This window comes from Nocardia sp. NPDC023852, assembly GCF_040639505.1.
Lineage (GTDB): Bacteria > Actinomycetota > Actinomycetes > Mycobacteriales > Mycobacteriaceae > Nocardia.
This window is the reverse complement of record NZ_JBFAAB010000003.1, coordinates 312,415-328,125: the sequence shown is the minus strand read 5'-3', so window position 1 is coordinate 328,125 and position 15,711 is coordinate 312,415. Positions and strand designations below refer to the sequence as shown.

Below are 15,711 nucleotides of genomic sequence, written 5' to 3'. Positions count from 1 at the left end.
CAGTTCACACAAGCGGTGAACCGTTGGACACCACCGTGCGTTGCTTGAAGTTTGCTAGCTGATTCGTGCAACCATCGGGAGGTGCCGGAATTGCTATCGAAAGCTTCGTCCCTCTGGTACATCGACACACCCGATCCGTTGGCGGTTCTCCGCGCGAACCACGACCCGGACCCCGCGGCCGCGCTCGCACTCGCGAAGCAGTTGCACAGCGACCTCGACGTGTTGCCGATCATGGTCGGCACACTGGCCGGCTGCGCGGGCCCGGAGGTCGACGAGGTGTACATCGGCTGCTACCCCGGCGTGACCGTGGTGTGCTCGACCCAGGCCGCGCGCGTTCGCCCGACCGATATCCCGGAGTTACTGGTGCGCCCGTTGGCCTCCGAGCACACCTATCTGGTGTCCTTCGACGCGGCACACGGCTGGGGCGCGTTCGCGCATTGGGAGCGCGGGGAGTTCCGCCGGGCGTTCAGCTCGACCCGGGTGAACATCCTGGAGGACGAGGGCCTTCCGCTGGTATGGGAGCGGCCGTACTGGGCGGGCGAACACCCGGTGCGCTGGCACGCGGGCGAACTACCCGACCCACAGGCGCTGCCGTTCGACCCCCCCGATTTCGCCGACGCCGCCAATAACGAATGGCTCGGCTTCCACTACCGGACACCAGCCGCGGACAGCGCGCTGATGCCGGGCGACATCGCGGTGTGCGGATTCACGCTGTACCCGAAGGGCCAGGCACCCAACCGGGGTGCGCGGATTCCGCGGTCCGACAAACGGGAGGCAACACCACACAGGCGCGGCCTGTTCGGCTGGCTGCGCGGGCACGACCGCGTCTCCTAGACCGCGGGGCGCGCTGTCTCCTAGGCGGCCACCTCGCCTTCGCTCGGCCCGGCGCATATGCGGCCACCACCTCCGCTCGGCCCGACCGCAGGCTGCGAGCAGACTTTCGTCCGGCCTGCGTCCATCAAGCCGCTAGCTCAGTAGTAGCGTGACCCATCCGAGTAGCACTCCTGCGGCGCCGCCGCCGAGCACCCATCGGGTCACCGGGGCGCGACGCAACCGCCACGCCGTCGGCGCCACGCCACCGACCGCGACCAGATTCACCACGACCGCGAGGAGCGGGTGCACCTCGGCCAGCGCGGCGCCGAAGGCGAACACGGCGACCGCGGACAGCAACGCCACCATGATGGCGACGGTCAGCCCCGCTCCCCACGGTGTCGGGTCATGGTAGGACGGGTACGGCCGGTTCATACTGGTCACGAGATCCTCACCCGCTCGTAGAAGGCCATCGCCGCCGCGGTCGCGATGTTGAGCGAATCGGTGCCGGGTGACATCGGGATGCGCGCACGGATATCGGTGGCTCGCATAGCCTCCTCGGTCAGTCCCGGCCCCTCGGCCCCTAGCAACAACGCCACCCGATCCCCGTTCATTGCTGTCGCCAAGTTCACCGCCGCAGGATTCGGTGTCAGCGCGATGATCTGGAATCCCTTGCGCCGCAGTATATCCAGGCCGCGCGGCCAATCCGGCACGGACGCGAAGGGAACCCGGAGCACATGCCCCATCGACACCCGGACGGCACGGCGGTACAGCGGATCGGCACACCGGTCACCGAACAGGACGGCCTCCGCCCCGAGGCCGGCCGCGTTGCGGAACATCGCGCCGAGATTCTCGTGGTCGTTCACGCCCTCGAGCACGACGACGGTCCGCGCTTGCTCAGTCACCTCGTCCATGCCGAGTTCGGCGGGACGTGGCGCCACGGCAAGCACTCCGCGATTGAGATGGAACCCGACGACCTCGGCCATGACCTCAGCTGAGGCGCGATAGTACGGCACATCGACGGCGGCCAAGTCGTCGGCGAGTTCGGCGCGCCTGCGCTCCACGCCGAGCAGCGCGGCCGGCGCGAACCGCGAATCCAACATCCGCTGGACCACCACGACACCCTCGGCGATCACCAATCCCTTGCGCCCGGGTAGGTCAGGTCTGCGGTCGGCGGATTTGAGGTCGCGGAAGTCATCGACCCGGGGGTCGGCGGGATCATCGATATCGATCACTTCGGCCACTGCTACATCCTGCCGGGGCGGTCCTGCCGCGCCGTCGCCGGTGTTCGCTCCGGCGTCGCGAGACACGGGAAAATCTGGTGCATGCTCGTGATCAACCGTGGAATGGTCGAGGCATGACCCTCCCGGAAATCACCATCCTGTCCGCGACCGAGGACGGCCCAGCCGCGATCCGGACGCTGGTGGAGACTTCCTTCGGGACCCGCTACGACCCGGCGGAGCTGGAGCGGGTACCGCGACTGTTCCCGCAGGAGCAGGCAATCGTGGCGGTCGAGCGCGGGCGGCTCGTCGGGCACGTGCAGTCCACCACGATGACGGTGACCGTACCTGGCGAACGGACCGTCGAGGTATGCGGTATCGCCGGTGTCGAAGTGGCACCCACACATCGGCGCCGCGGCATCCTCCGGGCCATGTACACCGAGCAGCACCGGCGCATCGAGGCAGCCGGTCTGCCGCTGACCATGTTCACCGCCAGTGAGGGAGGCATCTACGGCCGGTTCGGCTACGGCCCGGCGACGCGGGAGAACGCGGTCGGCATCGATCGCCGGTTCGCCGAATTCCTGCCCTGCGTACCGGATCCAGGTGGGGTCACACTGTGCGAGCCGAGCGAGGCGCGCGCCGCGGCGGAGGCAATCTACGACCGGTGGCGCAGGATGGTGCCCGGCTGCACGCGATGGACGACGCCTTCCGCGCGGAGCGAGACGCGGTGCTCGGCTGGTTCTTCTAGAGCGCCGTCGCGGGGAGGGAAGATATGTCTGAATCGGCGTGGGGCTGGCATGCTGGTGGCATGAAGCCGATTCAGCTGGTTCTCAACATCCTCTGGTTGATCTTCGCCGGATTCTGGCTTGCGCTCGGCTACATCGCGGCGGGGATCATCTGCTTCATTCTGATCATCACGATCCCGTTCGGAATCGCGTCCTTCCGGATCGCGGTCTACGTATTGTGGCCGTTCGGCCGGACTACGGTGGAGAAGCCGGGCGCGGGGACGGGCTCACTGATCGGCAACATTATCTGGTTCATCGTGGCCGGATGGTGGCTGGCACTCGGCCATCTGTTCACCAGCATCCCGCTGTTCGTCTCGATTATCGGCATACCGTTCGGTTGGGCCAATCTCAAGCTCATTCCGCTCTCCCTGTTCCCACTCGGGCGCGAGATCGTAGACAGCGATCGACCATTCACTACTCCATAGTGATATAAGTCACACTTGAGTTAACGGAACGAACCCTTCGCACGAAAGGTAGCTAAAGGGTAGCCGACATCGGTGGCATCTCCCTCGCTCCGATTCGGCTCCGAGCCGACCACGCCAGGAGAGCGCCGCTATGACCAACCGCCCCGCTCGACCTGCCGACGAACCAGGCACCGCGCCCCTCGCACCGATCGCAATCGCGCTCGGGCTGCTGCTGCTAGTCGCCGCGGGCACCCAACTGAACCACCTGCCGGACTGGGCCGACGACTACGGCGCCATGCTGGTCTATCTGGCGTTCGTCCTCTACCTGTCGATCACGGGCCGCCTATTGTGGTGGGGCGCCGACACCATCGTCCGGCTCGGCAGAACGGGACACTGAGCCGGTGCAGTGGTTCCGCCCGAGCGCGAAGCGCGAATCCTCTTGCCGCCGTGGCCGTTACTCGGATTCCGAGACGATCTGCTTCATGATCGCCACGGCGCGGGTGAGCACCACGAGCTGCTCGTCGGTGAGCGTGGTGAGCTGCTCGGTCATCCACGCCTCGCGCGCGCTGGTTTCATCGGCGATGAGCGCGCGGCCCGCGGGAGACAACGAGACGATGATCTGACGGCCATCTGTCGGATGCGGCTTGCGCTCCACCAGGTCCAGATCGGTCAAGGAGGCGATGACGCGGGTCATCGACGGCGGCTGAACACGCTCCTTCGCGGCAAGCGCACCCGGCGTCATCGCGCCGTCGCGCGCGAGGGTGGCGAGGGCCGAGAGCTGGGTCAGCGATATCTGGGAGTCGGCACGGCGGCCGCGCAGATGTCGCGTCAGTCGAACGACCGCCAGCGAGAGTTCACCGGCAAGGGCTCGAACATCCGATGGCGTTGTCACAGTGGCAAACGATACGGGACCGGTATCGGCCGGACGTGGGTTCCCGCCGCTAGGCTGGGCCCGTGACACAGAAAGTCCCGCAGATTCCGCCGCGCCTGACCGATCCGCGCCCCGTGCTCGCGGTCGGCAGCACGCTGTGGTTGATCGCCACGGCGGTGGCGTGGGCGGGGGGTGACCGATGGGAGCCGGCGCGGCCGGTCTGCCTCATGGGACTGGTGGTCGGTGTCCTCGCGCTCGGCATCTTCCTGATCCAGCGGCGCGGCGCGCGGCGCGGCGACAAGGGTGCGCAGACGGGGCTGTAGCCATCCGGGTCGCGCTCGAGCCACTTCGAATTCGTCCGGGGTCCCGGTGGACGGGTGCGATATGCCGTCCAGGGCAGGGCTATCCGCGTAGTGCTGCGAGTCGTATTCCTCTGGGGTGGTGACATATTGGTGGCAGCGTTCGCATAATCCTGCGTGCGCACTTGCCCCGGCGGAATGTTCAGCACTGCGGCAACCTCGCGGCGAATCCGCAGACCCGAGGCGATGGTGAATTCGCCGCCCGCAGCGGCCGAATACAGATCCACCGATACGAACGAGTCGGATAGGCAGCACATTCGACGCCCCGCCGGGGCAGCAGGCCGAGTGGCACCGCGATCGCCTCGGGCGTCTGCGCGTCGACCGGCCAGGCCGGTGCGGCCGGGCCGGCATCGCCGAGCGATCCGTGGAACGGGACGCCCACACCTTCCGGAATGAGGCGCCGGGCAAGCCGGGATCGTCCACGATGCTGCCCGCCATCAGGGAAACGCCCGCCGTGGCAGGCGCGGTGTGGCAGTCCGGGGTGAAACCGTCCACCCACCGCGATGTCGGCCTTGTCGATATGGCTAGTAGCTGCCGGAATCGGGTGTGGCGCCGGTCGGACGCCGAGCGCGCTGGTTGTCCCGGGCACGCGCGGTGGCGAGCGCCGCCGAACCGATCACGCTCTGGGCCAGGACTGGTCCGCGCGACACCGGCATACCGGCCTCCCTTCGGTTCTGATGCAGCGGCCACATAACTGGTCACTCGTCCAGTTGAGAATTTCCGACCCGCGAATTGACTGCACGCGCCGCGCGCGCTTAACTCGCTTGGGTGTCCTCCCGATTGAGCGTTGAAGAACGACGGGCCCACCTTATCGAGGCCGCGATCGGCCTTGCCGAAAAAAAGGGCGTTGCGGGCGTGACCACACGTGATGTCGCTCAGGCTGCGGGCGTGTCGCTCGGTGTGGTGCATTACTGTTTCGAAAACAAGGACGCGCTGATGACCGAGCTGGTCAAAGCGTTGTCGATGGAATTACGCGATTCGGTCGACGCAAACGAAACAGTGTGGCAAGAAGTCGGAAGTGGAAAAGAAGCTCTTCAAAAATTGATCCGTTCCGGACTGGAACTCATGTGGCTCAACATCGAAGCCACCCCGGAACGGCAGTTGCTCACATACGAAACAACCACTTACGCACTACGCGAAGGGGAACAAACCCCCGCAAAAATCGCGATCGCGCGCGAACAGTACAACTTCAACGATTCCACCGTGGCCGACATCCTGGAACATGCGCGCGACGCGACCGGGAATCAGTGGTCCGTCCCGGTGCAGACGCTGAGCCGCTTCACGCTCAACGTGATCGACGGCCTCGTGCTTCGTTGGCTGGTGGACAACGACAGCGAAAGCGTGCGCGTGCAGCTGGACCTGCTGAGTGAAATGATCACGGGGTACGCGGCGGAATAGGCGCAGCCGGATAAAGTCCGCCGGCAGCTCATGCGGGCCGCGCGGAGGCTCGAGGTCGCCGCTTACGCGCCGGGCCGAGCGAAGGTGAGGCAGCCCCGCCCAATAGACCCCTGAGTTCAGCTCTGCGACCGCGGCGCGCGGACGTGGACGGTCGAGCCGATACACCACAGAGGTACGGAGACCGTGGCCTCGATCGCGCCGCTCAACCGCACCAGCAGGTCGTCGTGCAAGATCAGCTCGCCCTCCGGCTCGGTCAGGGTCAACAGTTGGCGCAGAACGACTCCCAACGGCTCCGCCGCCCAGATCGTGCGGCGACCCGCGCCGACCACCTCGGCGGTGACGGACTCGGAGACCAGCGGCAGATCCAGCAGAGTGGCCAGGGCCGAGGCGGTGTCGGTATCGCCCACCACCAGCTGGTCCGACGGCACTGCCAGGCCGAACCACGGCTGGTCGAGAACGAACGCGTCGCCAGAATCGATCACGGCGCCCGAGAGAGCGCGCACGCGATCGGGTGGTGGGAGGTCGGTGAGGTCGAGCCGATCCGCGGCGACGGCGGCAGCCAAGCGTGCGTGCGTGCGCGACACGACATCAGGCACAGGCGTTTTTGCCGGGTCGGCGAGCGCATCCAGTAACGCGACACCCAAGTCCTCGGTGATCAGATCCGGGTTCGCGAGTACGGCGCGGAAGGCGTCCGCGTCGATGTCGACGAAAGGAGGCAGCAGGCCCACGAATTGGGTGTCCGCCGGGTGGCGGAGCAGCCCGAGCGGGGTGCCGTCGATACGCGCGTATCTGCGCAACCACCATGCGGTGTAACCGTTGGCGTCCGTGAGCAGGCGCCGAGTGCGCGGTGTGGCGGCCAACTGCCGCAACGCTTCCGGCCATGCGGCGCCGTCCACCAAGTCGAGGTCGCGGACCGCCGCCAGCTCCGGCGGATCGTCCAGAAGTGTCGACCACCAGTGCGGTTCGTCGTCCAGATCGTGGTCTGGGCCGGTCGGGTCGGCCTCGACGACCACGCTGAAATCCCAGCCGACACCTACGGCACGCAGGGCCTCCGCGCCGTAACGATCGACCAGATCAGGATCCAGCGTACCGAACGGTGCGTCCGAGACCAGCAGATCCCGCAGCGGAGCCCCGGGCAACAACAGTTCGTCAGCGGGCAGCAATTCGCCTTCGGTGTCGGGTAATTCGAGCGAACCGAGCCAGGACGGCAACGCAGCCGGATCGGCATGCGCGGCAAGGCGAAGGATGGCGTCGACGGTGTCCGGCTCGGCGGGGTTGTCCTCCAGGCCGGCGCGTAATCCGGGGTCGCTCAACAGATCCTCGGCAGTGGCCGATCGCGCGCCGAGCCGAGCGAGCAACGGGTGCGCCGCCTCGGGATGCACCACTCTGGCCCAGTGCACCGGTATCGCGACCTCGAGCTGATCGTCCGATATCACCGTGCGCGGCCCGGTGACCAGCCTGCCGTCGGCCAACGGAACCGCCAGCGCGCCCAGCTCTTCGGCCGTGAGCGGATCCACCACGAACGGTTCCAGCGCGGAGTACAGCGACCGCCACCAGGTCGGCGGTCGCTCCAAGCCGCCCGATAGTTCCGCGATGCGCGCCAAACCGAGACGGTGGACGTCCAGCACGCTCATGGCTTCCGCTTGTACACGGCCGGAGAGGTCAGGGATCGCCAACGGGCCGACCACGTCAACGAGCAGGGCGGCCAATTCCTCGGTGAGGCCAGTGAATACATGCGTGCTGGTCGGGATCGCGACGCGGTTCGCGACCTGCGCCGAGCTGTCGAACACGTCATCGCGTTCGCCGGCGAGCGCGTCGGTCGGCGCGGCTACGCCCGCCGTCTGCTCGCCGATCGAGGTTGTGGCGCCGGGCGAGCCGTCGGCATAGGGCTCGCGCGCAACCGAGTCGAGGTGCGCAAGGGCTCCGACCAGGCCTTCAGGCGCAGTGTGACGGCGCGTGGCTACGACAGGCAGCCATGGCTGGGTCTGCAGCTCGCGGATCAGAGCTTCGCGGATCAGACCGTCGGCCTCGCTGCGCGCGAAACCAGGCGCCGGGACGAGCACGAGACGGTCGCGGGGCGGAAGCGCGCGGGCGAAATCCGCGTAACCCTCCGCCAACTGGGCCAGGCGGGCGCCGGGCAGCAACCTGCGGCGGTCCGGCTGCATGGGAATGTCGGCGATGAGGAGGGCGGGGAGGGACAGCTCCTCGTCCGACCTGGTCGGCGCCCGCAGCACATCCGGCGCGGCCGCCACCGGCTTGCCATTCCGCACCGGCAGCAGCCAACGGGCGCGCGACGCTCGGTACTGCCACCACGTCCGCTGCTCGCCGCCCGGCCCGTCTACGTACACCTCGTGCAGCCCGTCACCCATATCCTCGGCGCTGCTGACGACTTCGTCTTCGCCGATCCGGATGCGGTGCAGCGGGGGCAGTTCCAGCAGCAGGTCGACGGCTTCTTCCTGCATCCCGGCGAGTAACGCTTCGGCGTCCACATCGTCACGCAGGCGCAGCACGACTTCCGTGTCCAGCCCGTCCGCCGGGGTCGCCTCGACCGGCCAAGCCAGTCGCAGCACCGGAGGGGCGAACTCGTCCCCGTCCGCGGCGGAAACTCGGATATCGCTGTGGCGCAGGGCATCCAGGGTCAGATCGCGAGCGAACCGCAGCGACCCGGTGGTGGAACGCAGCTCGACGTCCTCGCTCACCGCGAGGACCGCGGTGAAACCGACACCGAACCTGCCGACCGTGCCGACATCGGACTTCCCCGACGCGCGCAGCGCGGTGAGCGCGTGTACACCGGAGAGATCCAGCGGCGCACCGGTATTGCCGATGTGCAGATCGCGACCGGCGAGGCGGACGACGAGGTGACCGGCCACGCCTGCCCTGGCCGCCGCATCGGCGGCGTTCTGCGCCAACTCGGTGAGCAGCCGGTCGCGATATCCGGCACGCACCAGGTCGGCTTCGGTGGCGGCGTCCTCCCGCAACCGAGTCGGCGAATCACGCCATGCGGCGAGGACCGCCGCACGCAGCGCCGATGTGCCGAATGGATCGGCGGTGTCGGTCAGCTCCGCGGCGATGACTGGGACTCCGGCCGCTCCTGGAAACCCGACTCGTCACCGGTGTCCTGCTCGGTGCCCGAGGGAGCCTGCGCATCGGCCTCTTCCGACCCGGCCACGCCCTGCTCTGGAGCAGGCTCGCCAGGCGCTGCCTGGGGAGCCGCCGACTCCGGCGCGGTGACGGGCTCGGCGGCGTCCGTTTCCCCGGCCCGTGCGCTCCGGGGCTCGGCCACGGGCTCCGGGCCGGACGGCTCCGCAGCGGCATTATCCGGCCGTGCGGCAGCCACCTCGCCGGCATCGACAGCGGACGCATCGCCAACCCCCACGTCGGCGGCGGCATGCTCGGAACCTTCCCCCACGGATGTCGACGGCGTGACAGCTGTCGAAGGCGCGTCGGGGGAATTCTCCCCGGTGGCGCCAGTCACCGGCTGGGCCCGCTGCGACTCGATCGAGACCATCTCGACAGCGGAGTCGTCATACGCCTCGTAGAGCGGGGAACCGCCGCCGGTGGGAAGCACCGTATCGGAATGGGCACCGCAGCCATAGGCAACGTGCACGACGCGACCGTCGGCGCCCATGGCGTTACCGCAGACGCCGAACGCGGCGCGCAGCGACCCGGCCAGTGGCAGGTAGAAACCGCAGAGTCCGCACGTAGACGGTGCGGACCTGGCCATCTCGGAATCGGGCCCGTGTTCGGCGTACCAGCGCTCGGCGGCCTCTGCACGACCCTCCCCACTCATCACCTTGGTACGGCCGAGGCCGACCTCGTAGGCGACCTCGTCGACCACCGGGTCTCCGGTCGCGACATAGCCGGGGACCAAGCGCGGATCGTCGGCGGGTGGGGCCAGCAGATCTCCTGGCGCGAGGTCACCGGGCCGGATCCGCTGCTCCCACGGCACAAAGTCGGGCGCGACCAGGGCATCGGGCCCTGGCAGCAACGCCGACTCGTTGACCGTCGCGTACTCCGCCTCCGGCGGGGCCGCCACCACAACCGCCCACTGCCACCCGCGATAACCAGGCAAGGTGGCCTCGAACCGGTGGGTCGCGGCGTTCTCGTCCTCGGCGGTTACGCCGAGATGTGCGCCGACCGCTTCTGGTTCCAACTCCAGGAGCGCACGGCGAGCCACGTCAACGGCATCAGCCAGGATCGGCCGTACGCCGGACTCCGAAACAGAAACTGCGCTCACGGCCTACATTTTGCCGTATGGAGCGCAACAGGCGTTCGTTGGCCATCGTTGCCCTGCTCGGTCTGCTCATTGTGAGCGGATGCGGCGGCACCGAGGACACGACACCCACGATGAATATCGAGGTAGTGAACACCAGGCCGCACGACCCGAAGGCGTTCACCCAGGGTCTGGAAATCGATGGTGACGTCCTCTACGAAGGCACCGGGCTGCCGGGCGCGTCGAGCGTACGCGCGTCCCACCTCTCGACCGGCGATGAGCTCGCCAGCGCGCAGCTGCCCGCCCCCTACTTCGGCGAGGGCATCGCCCTGGCCGCAGGCACGCTGTGGCAACTCACCTGGCAGGACCACGTCGCTATCGCGAGAGACCCCGGCACCCTGACCGAGCGCGGCAGGGCGTCCTACGACGGCGAAGGCTGGGGTCTGTGCACCAGGACCGGGCGATTGGTGATGAGCGACGGCACCGACCGGCTGACCTTCCGCGATCCGGTCACCTTCGCACCGACCGGCTCGGTGCGGCTGACCAGCCATCACAACGCCCGCCTCAACGAACTCGAGTGCGCGGCGGACGGTTCGGTCTACGCCAACGACTGGCCTACCGACACCATCGTGCGCATCGACCCTGAGTCCGGTCGCGTGCTCGCGACCATCGATGCCGCTGGTCTGCTCCCCCCGAACGCGCGGGCGAACGCCGACGCGCTCAACGGCATCGCCCAGCTGCCCGGCACCGACCGGTTCCTCGTCACGGGCAAGAACTGGCCGACCATGTTCGAAGTCCGCTTCACTCCGGCTCGAGCGCAACCGGCGGGTAGCTAGGGCGGGCACCTTCCGTCGACAGCCACGGAGCGCGGGTGAACGCCCAGCACGGAAGTACGACAGAATTGACGACGTGACTACTCCCCGCGAGCCTCCCGGTCCCGACCGTGATCGGTGGGAAGGCGAGGGGCATCCGCCGACCGAACGGCATCCCGGCTTCGACCGATATCCGCCACCCAACGCGCCGCGGCGGCGCGGGCCACTGCCACCGCTCCGACCGGACGCGGGCAACACCCCGCCTCCGTACGACGACCGGCGGCAGGACGCGGAGACCCGGCGACACGAAACACCGCCCGGCTCCGAGTACCCGGAGACCCGGCGCCTGCTGCGCGGCCGACGTGACACCGAGCACGGTCCGACGCCGCGCCGCGTGTTTCCGGGCCGCCCGAAACCCTCGCACCACGCCGAACCGGACTACACCGAACCCGCTGGGCAGCTCCCGAGCGAGCCGGAACCGCGCGAGACCCCGCCTCCGCCCGGCACCCAGCGTGCCCCCCGCAAGCTGACGGTTACCCGCGTCGCCGCCATGCGCGGCAGGCAGCTGACCGAGAAGGGGATCGCGACCTTCCAGCGCGCGGCCAAGGCGGATGGCGCGGACGAGTCCGGCCTCACCGCGCTCACTTACGCGACCATGGCGAACTTCGCCCTCGACGCCGCCATCGCGGTGGCGCTGGCCAACACCCTGTTCTTCGCCAGCGCCACCGCCGAGAGCAAGACGAAAGTCGCGCTGTACCTGCTGATCACGATCGCGCCGTTCGCGGTGATCGCTCCGCTGATCGGCCCGATGCTCGACCGCCTGCAGCGCGGCCGGCGACTGGCGCTCGCGACGTCGTTCGCCCTGCGTGTGGTCATCGCGTTCGTACTGATCGTCGAGTTCGACACCTGGGCTCTGTATCCGCTCGCGCTGTGCATGATGATCGGCAGCAAATCATTCTCGGTGTTGAAGAGCGCGGTGACGCCGCGCGTCCTGCCGCCCGATATCGATCTGGTCCGCACCAACTCTCGGCTGACGGTGTTCGGCTTGGTCGGCGGCACCATCGGCGCGGGGGCGGTGGCCGCGCTCGCGGCGAGCATCGCCGGTTCCAACGGGGCGCTGGTCTTTGCGATGCTGATCGCTTGCGCGGGAACATATCTGAGTTTGCGCATCCCGTCCTGGGTCGAGGTCACCGAGGGTGAGGTCCCGGCGACGCTGAGCTATCACGGGCCTGACGCGCACACCCAGGTGCTGGCGTCCGCGAAGGAATCGGCGGTCCCGCCGCGCAAGCGCAGACAGCCGCTGGGCCGCTCGGTGGTGACCGGTCTATGGGGTAACAGCGCCATCCGCGTGCTGACCGGGTTCCTCACCTTCTACGTCGCATTCGTCGCCAAGGCGACCGAGCATCGGCCGGTGCAGCAGGCCGCCATGCTCGGCGTCGTCGGCGCGGCAGCGGCCGTCGGCAACTTCACAGGTAACGCGACCGGTGCCCGGCTCAAGCTCGGCAAGCCGTCGCTGATCGTGCTCGGCTGCACCGCGGCCTGCGCATTGGTCGCGCTGTTCGCGACCTTCGCGAACAACCTGCTCGGCGCGGCACTGGCCACGTTGATCGCGGCCGGAACGAGCGCGCTGGCCAAGGTGTCGCTGGACGCCGCGATCCAGGACGACCTTCCGCCGGAGTCGATCGCGTCCGGATTCGGCCGCTCCGAGACGGTTTTACAGCTCAGCTGGGTGGTCGGCGGCGCGGCGGGCGTGCTGCTGCCGACCGATTATTGGAAGGGATTCGCGGTCGTCACCGCGATACTCGTGATCGGCCTCGTGCAGACCTTCGTCAGCTTCCGAGGGCACTCGCTGCTGCCCGGCCTCGGTGGCAACCGTCCGCAGCACGCGGAGCAGGAGGTCCCGACGGCCCGGCCCGCGGGCCACTCCACGAGCACATACCGCGAGCACGGCCTGAGCGGGCCACGCCGCGGCGGCGACACCACACGGACCCAACGAGGGCAAGGAGACCCCCTCTGGTGAGCAAGCCCAACGCACGCACAATCGTCGCGCTTGTCGCGGCCGCCCTGCTCATGCTCACCGTCGCTTTCGTCGGCGTGCTGGTGGTGCTGGTCCGCAATGCCGACGAACCAGACGTCACGATCACCGCCTACGCGCATGGCAAGACGGTCACCGTCCGGCCGTTCAGCTATTGCACCGTGACCATGCAGGACTGCCACATCCTGCCCGAGGGGAATGCGGAGGGCACGGTGTTCGCCACCCTGCCCTGCGCTCAGCAAACTCCGGATTGCCACCGTGGCAGGACGGTCGAACTCGAGGTGCCCCCTGGTTATCCGTTACAGCTGTCGCTGCCGAAGAAGATCGCCGACGCACCCTGGCTCGCCCAGCTCATCTACGTCCTGCCTACTGGCGAGAAGGTGGATCGGGTGATCAGCCGTAACGACTACCCCGACAGAGCCCTTGCGCTGACCCTCGATTCGATGCCGGAGCCCGACCTACGCCTGATCGGCGTCGAACTGCAGCTGCCGATCCTCGCCCGCGACGAAACCGGCAAGGAGTTCTACGTTCCGCACGCCGCTTGGTCGATCAGCACCGCGTAGCCGAGTCGGGTCGGACCACCTATCGACAGTTCAGTGATCGAGTTCGCGTGCGACCGCTCGGACGACCTCCGAGATGCGTTGCGCGGTCTTGCGGTCGGGGTACTTGCCCTTGCGCAGATCGGGCTGCACCGTCGCCTCGAGCAGGGTGATCATGTCCTCGACCATCCCGTGCAGCTCGTCCGGAGTGTGCCTGCGGGCAGCGGGTTCCTTGCGCGCGTTGCGTTCCTGGCCATGCCGGATCGAGGGCGGCGCCTCGAGCAGCTTCAGGCTCAGAGCCTGGGGGCCTCGGCGGCCTGCGGCCATGCCGAACTCGACTCGCTGCCCGGGCTTGAGGCCCTCGACGCCCTGCGGCAGCGCGGACGAGCGGACGTAGACGTCCTCACCCTCGTCCTGGGAAAGGAAGCCGAAGCCCTTTTCGACGTCGTACCACTTAACCCTGCCGGTCGGCACTGCGCTCACCCGTTCATCATCGAAAGCTCGGACCCCGTCGGCCCGAGCGCATCCGTCTACCGGACCTGTCCTGCGGCGGCGCCGCGACCGGTCCTTTCTCTGTGCGAAAAGAACGCGCCCAGCATGATGCGGGACGCGGTTGTGACAAGTCTACCCCGGTGCGTATAACGCAAGCACATCAGTTTTACGGTCGAGCGGTGACGAACCCCTCCGCTCCGACCCCCTCCGGCGGCGTGCCGCGCAGATCCGGGGATTGGTTGCTCCGACTCGCCCTCTGCCTGTTCGCGCTGGGGTTGCTGGCAATAGTCGCCATCTTTCTGACGCCGGCGCTCACCGACGGTGAACCGGGTCTTTGGCTCTACTTCGGGGCGCTGCTCGCGCCACTTGGCTTCGTGGTCGCGCTCGTGTTCGCGTTGCGTTCAGGTCGGAGATCACGCTGAAGCGGAGGCTTTACCTCGCGTTGGCTCGCGACCTGATTACCCAAGCGATCGTTACCCACGCGGCTATGTGATCCTCGTCACATTACGAGTAGGTCACAAAGCGGTGACGGAGGCCCATCGGAGCGACGACGGCCTCTCTAGCTGCACGTAAGCCGTGCTACCCCGATCGATACCGTGCCGAGACCCGTCCGTACACGCCGGTTACCAAATAGTGATTTTTCGCTGGGATCGACGTACGGTCTTATCCAGCCGGGACAACCGGCTACAACCGGCCCGCCGCACCGAACCTCGCCCCGCGGGTACCGGACCCCGACGGAAATGTAGGGGCGAGGGCGGAACGGACGACCTCTCAGTCCGAACCCGGAGCCGAAGCCTCGCAGGTGCGTCGAGAGGAAGACGAACCCGATATGAGTGGACGCCATCGCAAGCCAAGCTCGACCGGCCGCACGGTAGCCAAGGTTGCCGTCACCGGGGCCATGATCGGCACCGCCGGTGTGGCACTCGCAGGCAACGCCAGCGCGGCACCCGACTCCGAGTGGGATCGACTCGCACAGTGCGAGGCCGGCGGCAACTGGGGCATCAACACGGGCAACGGTTTCCAGGGCGGGCTGCAGTTCTCTCCAAGCACCTGGCGTGCCCACGGTGGCCAGGAGTACGCCGCCACCGCCAACCAGGCCAGCCGCGAACAACAGATCGCCGTCGCCGAAAAGGTGCTCGCCTCGCAGGGTTGGGGCGCTTGGCCCTCCTGCTCGTCCTCGCTGGGCCTGAGCGGCGCACCCACCCAGCGCACCGCTCCCGCCACCACCGAGACCCCGCGCTGGAATCCCGCGCCGCAGGCCGCCCAGTCCGCGCCGGAGGTCAGCTCCCAACAGGTCTACTCGGCCGTCGACCGCGCCCTCGAGGTCGTGCAGGGCCAGGGCGTGCAGGTGCCCAAGGAAGCCCTCGACTTCGTCAACGCCGCCAAGGCGAGCGGAGTCATGCTCGACCCGGCGATCGTGAACTTCTACGAGGCGAACAAGGGTCTGATCCCTTCCTGATCGTTACACCAACGAAGAAGGGCCCCGCATCAACGAGGATGCGGGGCCCTTCTTCTTTTCCGAGGAATCACCCTACGCGCGGTCAGCGGTTGATCACCGTGTTCGGGTGCATGTAGGGCAGCTGATCGGCGGGCACCGGAAATTCGGTGTCCTCGCCGTACGGCGAGAGACCACCGGAGCGGGCCGACGAGAGCTCGGTGACCGCGTGGTCGCCGTCGTCGACCTTCGGCCAGCCGTTGTCGACATAGGGTTTCTTCGATTTGTTCACCACGGCCCCATGCTAACCTGCCTCTTCCCGTTTCTTGCCGGTCGTC

18 protein-coding genes and 1 pseudogene are annotated in these 15,711 nt (G+C 67.9%); 11 read left to right on the top strand and 8 right to left on the bottom strand.

Annotated elements, in window-relative coordinates:
- Window positions 1-81: 81 nt before the first annotated feature.
- A complete protein-coding gene (locus AB0H00_RS09100; RefSeq protein ID WP_357263213.1) occupies window positions 82-834 on the top strand; it encodes a hypothetical protein in 753 nt (250 codons plus the stop codon).
- A 132-nt stretch (window positions 835-966) separates the two neighbouring features.
- Here AB0H00_RS09100 and AB0H00_RS09095 read toward each other — a convergent pair whose 3' ends face one another.
- On the bottom strand, window positions 967-1,245 hold the full coding sequence (locus AB0H00_RS09095; RefSeq protein WP_357263481.1) for a DUF2537 domain-containing protein: 279 nt from the start codon (window positions 1,243-1,245) through the stop codon (window positions 967-969).
- Window positions 1,246-1,250: 5 nt separating this feature from the next.
- On the bottom strand, window positions 1,251-2,054 hold the full coding sequence (locus tag AB0H00_RS09090; protein WP_357263210.1) for an RNA methyltransferase: 804 nt from the start codon (window positions 2,052-2,054) through the stop codon (window positions 1,251-1,253).
- Window positions 2,055-2,167: 113 nt separating this feature from the next.
- Here AB0H00_RS09090 and AB0H00_RS09085 point away from each other — a divergent pair, with 113 nt between their 5' ends.
- The 3 genes from AB0H00_RS09085 to AB0H00_RS09075 all read left to right on the top strand — a co-directional run bounded on the left by AB0H00_RS09085 (window position 2,168) and on the right by AB0H00_RS09075 (window position 3,616).
- The gene (locus AB0H00_RS09085; protein ID WP_357263207.1) at window positions 2,168-2,842 is read left to right on the top strand and encodes a GNAT family N-acetyltransferase; all 675 of its coding nucleotides are present in this window, start codon (window positions 2,168-2,170) and stop codon (window positions 2,840-2,842) included.
- On the top strand, window positions 2,839-3,240 hold the full coding sequence (locus AB0H00_RS09080; RefSeq protein WP_357263205.1) for a YccF domain-containing protein: 402 nt from the start codon (window positions 2,839-2,841) through the stop codon (window positions 3,238-3,240). Before AB0H00_RS09085 ends, AB0H00_RS09080 begins: the two co-directional genes overlap by 4 nt.
- 130 nt (window positions 3,241-3,370) lie before the next feature.
- Entirely contained in the window at window positions 3,371-3,616 is a 246-nt protein-coding gene (locus tag AB0H00_RS09075; protein ID WP_357263202.1) for a hypothetical protein, read from the top strand.
- A 57-nt stretch (window positions 3,617-3,673) separates the two neighbouring features.
- Here the strand turns inward: AB0H00_RS09075 and AB0H00_RS09070 are convergent, their stop codons facing one another.
- On the bottom strand, window positions 3,674-4,111 hold the full coding sequence (locus tag AB0H00_RS09070; RefSeq protein WP_327112295.1) for a MarR family transcriptional regulator: 438 nt from the start codon (window positions 4,109-4,111) through the stop codon (window positions 3,674-3,676).
- A 62-nt stretch (window positions 4,112-4,173) separates the two neighbouring features.
- Here AB0H00_RS09070 and AB0H00_RS09065 point away from each other — a divergent pair, with 62 nt between their 5' ends.
- The gene (locus AB0H00_RS09065) at window positions 4,174-4,413 is read left to right on the top strand and encodes a DUF2530 domain-containing protein (protein WP_357263198.1); all 240 of its coding nucleotides are present in this window, start codon (window positions 4,174-4,176) and stop codon (window positions 4,411-4,413) included.
- Window positions 4,414-4,973: 560 nt separating this feature from the next.
- On the opposite strand, the gene AB0H00_RS09060 is transcribed toward AB0H00_RS09065, so the two are convergent.
- Complete coding sequence (locus AB0H00_RS09060) at window positions 4,974-5,105, bottom strand: hypothetical protein (RefSeq protein ID WP_357263195.1); 132 nt, start codon at window positions 5,103-5,105, stop codon at window positions 4,974-4,976.
- Window positions 5,106-5,229: 124 nt separating this feature from the next.
- Between AB0H00_RS09060 and AB0H00_RS09055 the strand changes: the two genes are divergently transcribed.
- On the top strand, window positions 5,230-5,847 hold the full coding sequence (locus AB0H00_RS09055; protein ID WP_357263192.1) for a TetR/AcrR family transcriptional regulator: 618 nt from the start codon (window positions 5,230-5,232) through the stop codon (window positions 5,845-5,847).
- A 116-nt stretch (window positions 5,848-5,963) separates the two neighbouring features.
- On the opposite strand, the gene AB0H00_RS09050 is transcribed toward AB0H00_RS09055, so the two are convergent.
- Entirely contained in the window at window positions 5,964-8,906 is a 2,943-nt protein-coding gene (locus tag AB0H00_RS09050) for an ATP-binding protein (RefSeq protein WP_357263478.1), read from the bottom strand.
- A 443-nt stretch (window positions 8,907-9,349) separates the two neighbouring features.
- Window positions 9,350-10,084 (bottom strand): annotated as a pseudogene (locus tag AB0H00_RS09045) (DUF3027 domain-containing protein); the annotation flags it as partial.
- A gap of 17 nt (window positions 10,085-10,101) precedes the next feature.
- On the opposite strand from AB0H00_RS09045, the gene AB0H00_RS09040 reads away from it, so the two are divergent.
- The 3 genes from AB0H00_RS09040 (at window position 10,102) to AB0H00_RS09030 (ending at window position 13,470) form a co-directional block, all read left to right on the top strand.
- A complete protein-coding gene (locus AB0H00_RS09040; RefSeq protein ID WP_357263190.1) occupies window positions 10,102-10,896 on the top strand; it encodes a glutaminyl-peptide cyclotransferase in 795 nt (264 codons plus the stop codon).
- A gap of 73 nt (window positions 10,897-10,969) precedes the next feature.
- Window positions 10,970-12,892 carry an MFS transporter gene (locus tag AB0H00_RS09035; protein ID WP_357263187.1) on the top strand — a complete coding sequence of 641 codons (1,923 nt, stop codon included), beginning with the start codon at window positions 10,970-10,972 and terminating at the stop codon, window positions 12,890-12,892.
- A complete protein-coding gene (locus AB0H00_RS09030; RefSeq protein ID WP_357263186.1) occupies window positions 12,889-13,470 on the top strand; it encodes a DUF2771 domain-containing protein in 582 nt (193 codons plus the stop codon). Before AB0H00_RS09035 ends, AB0H00_RS09030 begins: the two co-directional genes overlap by 4 nt.
- 30 nt (window positions 13,471-13,500) lie before the next feature.
- On the opposite strand, the gene AB0H00_RS09025 is transcribed toward AB0H00_RS09030, so the two are convergent.
- The gene (locus tag AB0H00_RS09025) at window positions 13,501-13,920 is read right to left on the bottom strand and encodes a cold-shock protein (RefSeq protein ID WP_357263475.1); all 420 of its coding nucleotides are present in this window, start codon (window positions 13,918-13,920) and stop codon (window positions 13,501-13,503) included.
- Window positions 13,921-14,117: 197 nt separating this feature from the next.
- Here AB0H00_RS09025 and AB0H00_RS09020 point away from each other — a divergent pair, with 197 nt between their 5' ends.
- Together AB0H00_RS09020 and AB0H00_RS09015 are read left to right on the top strand one after the other, a co-directional pair.
- A complete protein-coding gene (locus AB0H00_RS09020; RefSeq protein WP_357263183.1) occupies window positions 14,118-14,360 on the top strand; it encodes a hypothetical protein in 243 nt (80 codons plus the stop codon).
- Between the two features lie 407 nt (window positions 14,361-14,767).
- A complete protein-coding gene (locus tag AB0H00_RS09015) occupies window positions 14,768-15,397 on the top strand; it encodes a resuscitation-promoting factor Rpf1 domain-containing protein (protein ID WP_357263180.1) in 630 nt (209 codons plus the stop codon).
- An 82-nt stretch (window positions 15,398-15,479) separates the two neighbouring features.
- Here the strand turns inward: AB0H00_RS09015 and AB0H00_RS09010 are convergent, their stop codons facing one another.
- On the bottom strand, window positions 15,480-15,668 hold the full coding sequence (locus AB0H00_RS09010) for a hypothetical protein (protein WP_327112279.1): 189 nt from the start codon (window positions 15,666-15,668) through the stop codon (window positions 15,480-15,482).
- Between the last annotated feature and the right edge of the window lie 43 nt (window positions 15,669-15,711).

What these genes read in the sequence shown, in the direction of transcription:
- AB0H00_RS09095 (WP_357263481.1), bottom strand. Translation starts at nt 1,245, where the DNA reads ATGAACCGGCCGTACCCGTCCTACCATGACCCGACACCGTGGGGAGCG.
- AB0H00_RS09085 (WP_357263207.1), top strand. Translation starts at nt 2,168, where the DNA reads ATGACCCTCCCGGAAATCACCATCCTGTCCGCGACCGAGGACGGCCCA.
- AB0H00_RS09080 (WP_357263205.1), top strand. Translation starts at nt 2,839, where the DNA reads ATGAAGCCGATTCAGCTGGTTCTCAACATCCTCTGGTTGATCTTCGCC.
- AB0H00_RS09075 (WP_357263202.1), top strand. Translation starts at nt 3,371, where the DNA reads ATGACCAACCGCCCCGCTCGACCTGCCGACGAACCAGGCACCGCGCCC.
- AB0H00_RS09060 (WP_357263195.1), bottom strand. Translation starts at nt 5,105, where the DNA reads ATGCCGGTGTCGCGCGGACCAGTCCTGGCCCAGAGCGTGATCGGTTCG.
- AB0H00_RS09040 (WP_357263190.1), top strand. Translation starts at nt 10,102, where the DNA reads ATGGAGCGCAACAGGCGTTCGTTGGCCATCGTTGCCCTGCTCGGTCTG.
- AB0H00_RS09015 (WP_357263180.1), top strand. Translation starts at nt 14,768, where the DNA reads ATGAGTGGACGCCATCGCAAGCCAAGCTCGACCGGCCGCACGGTAGCC.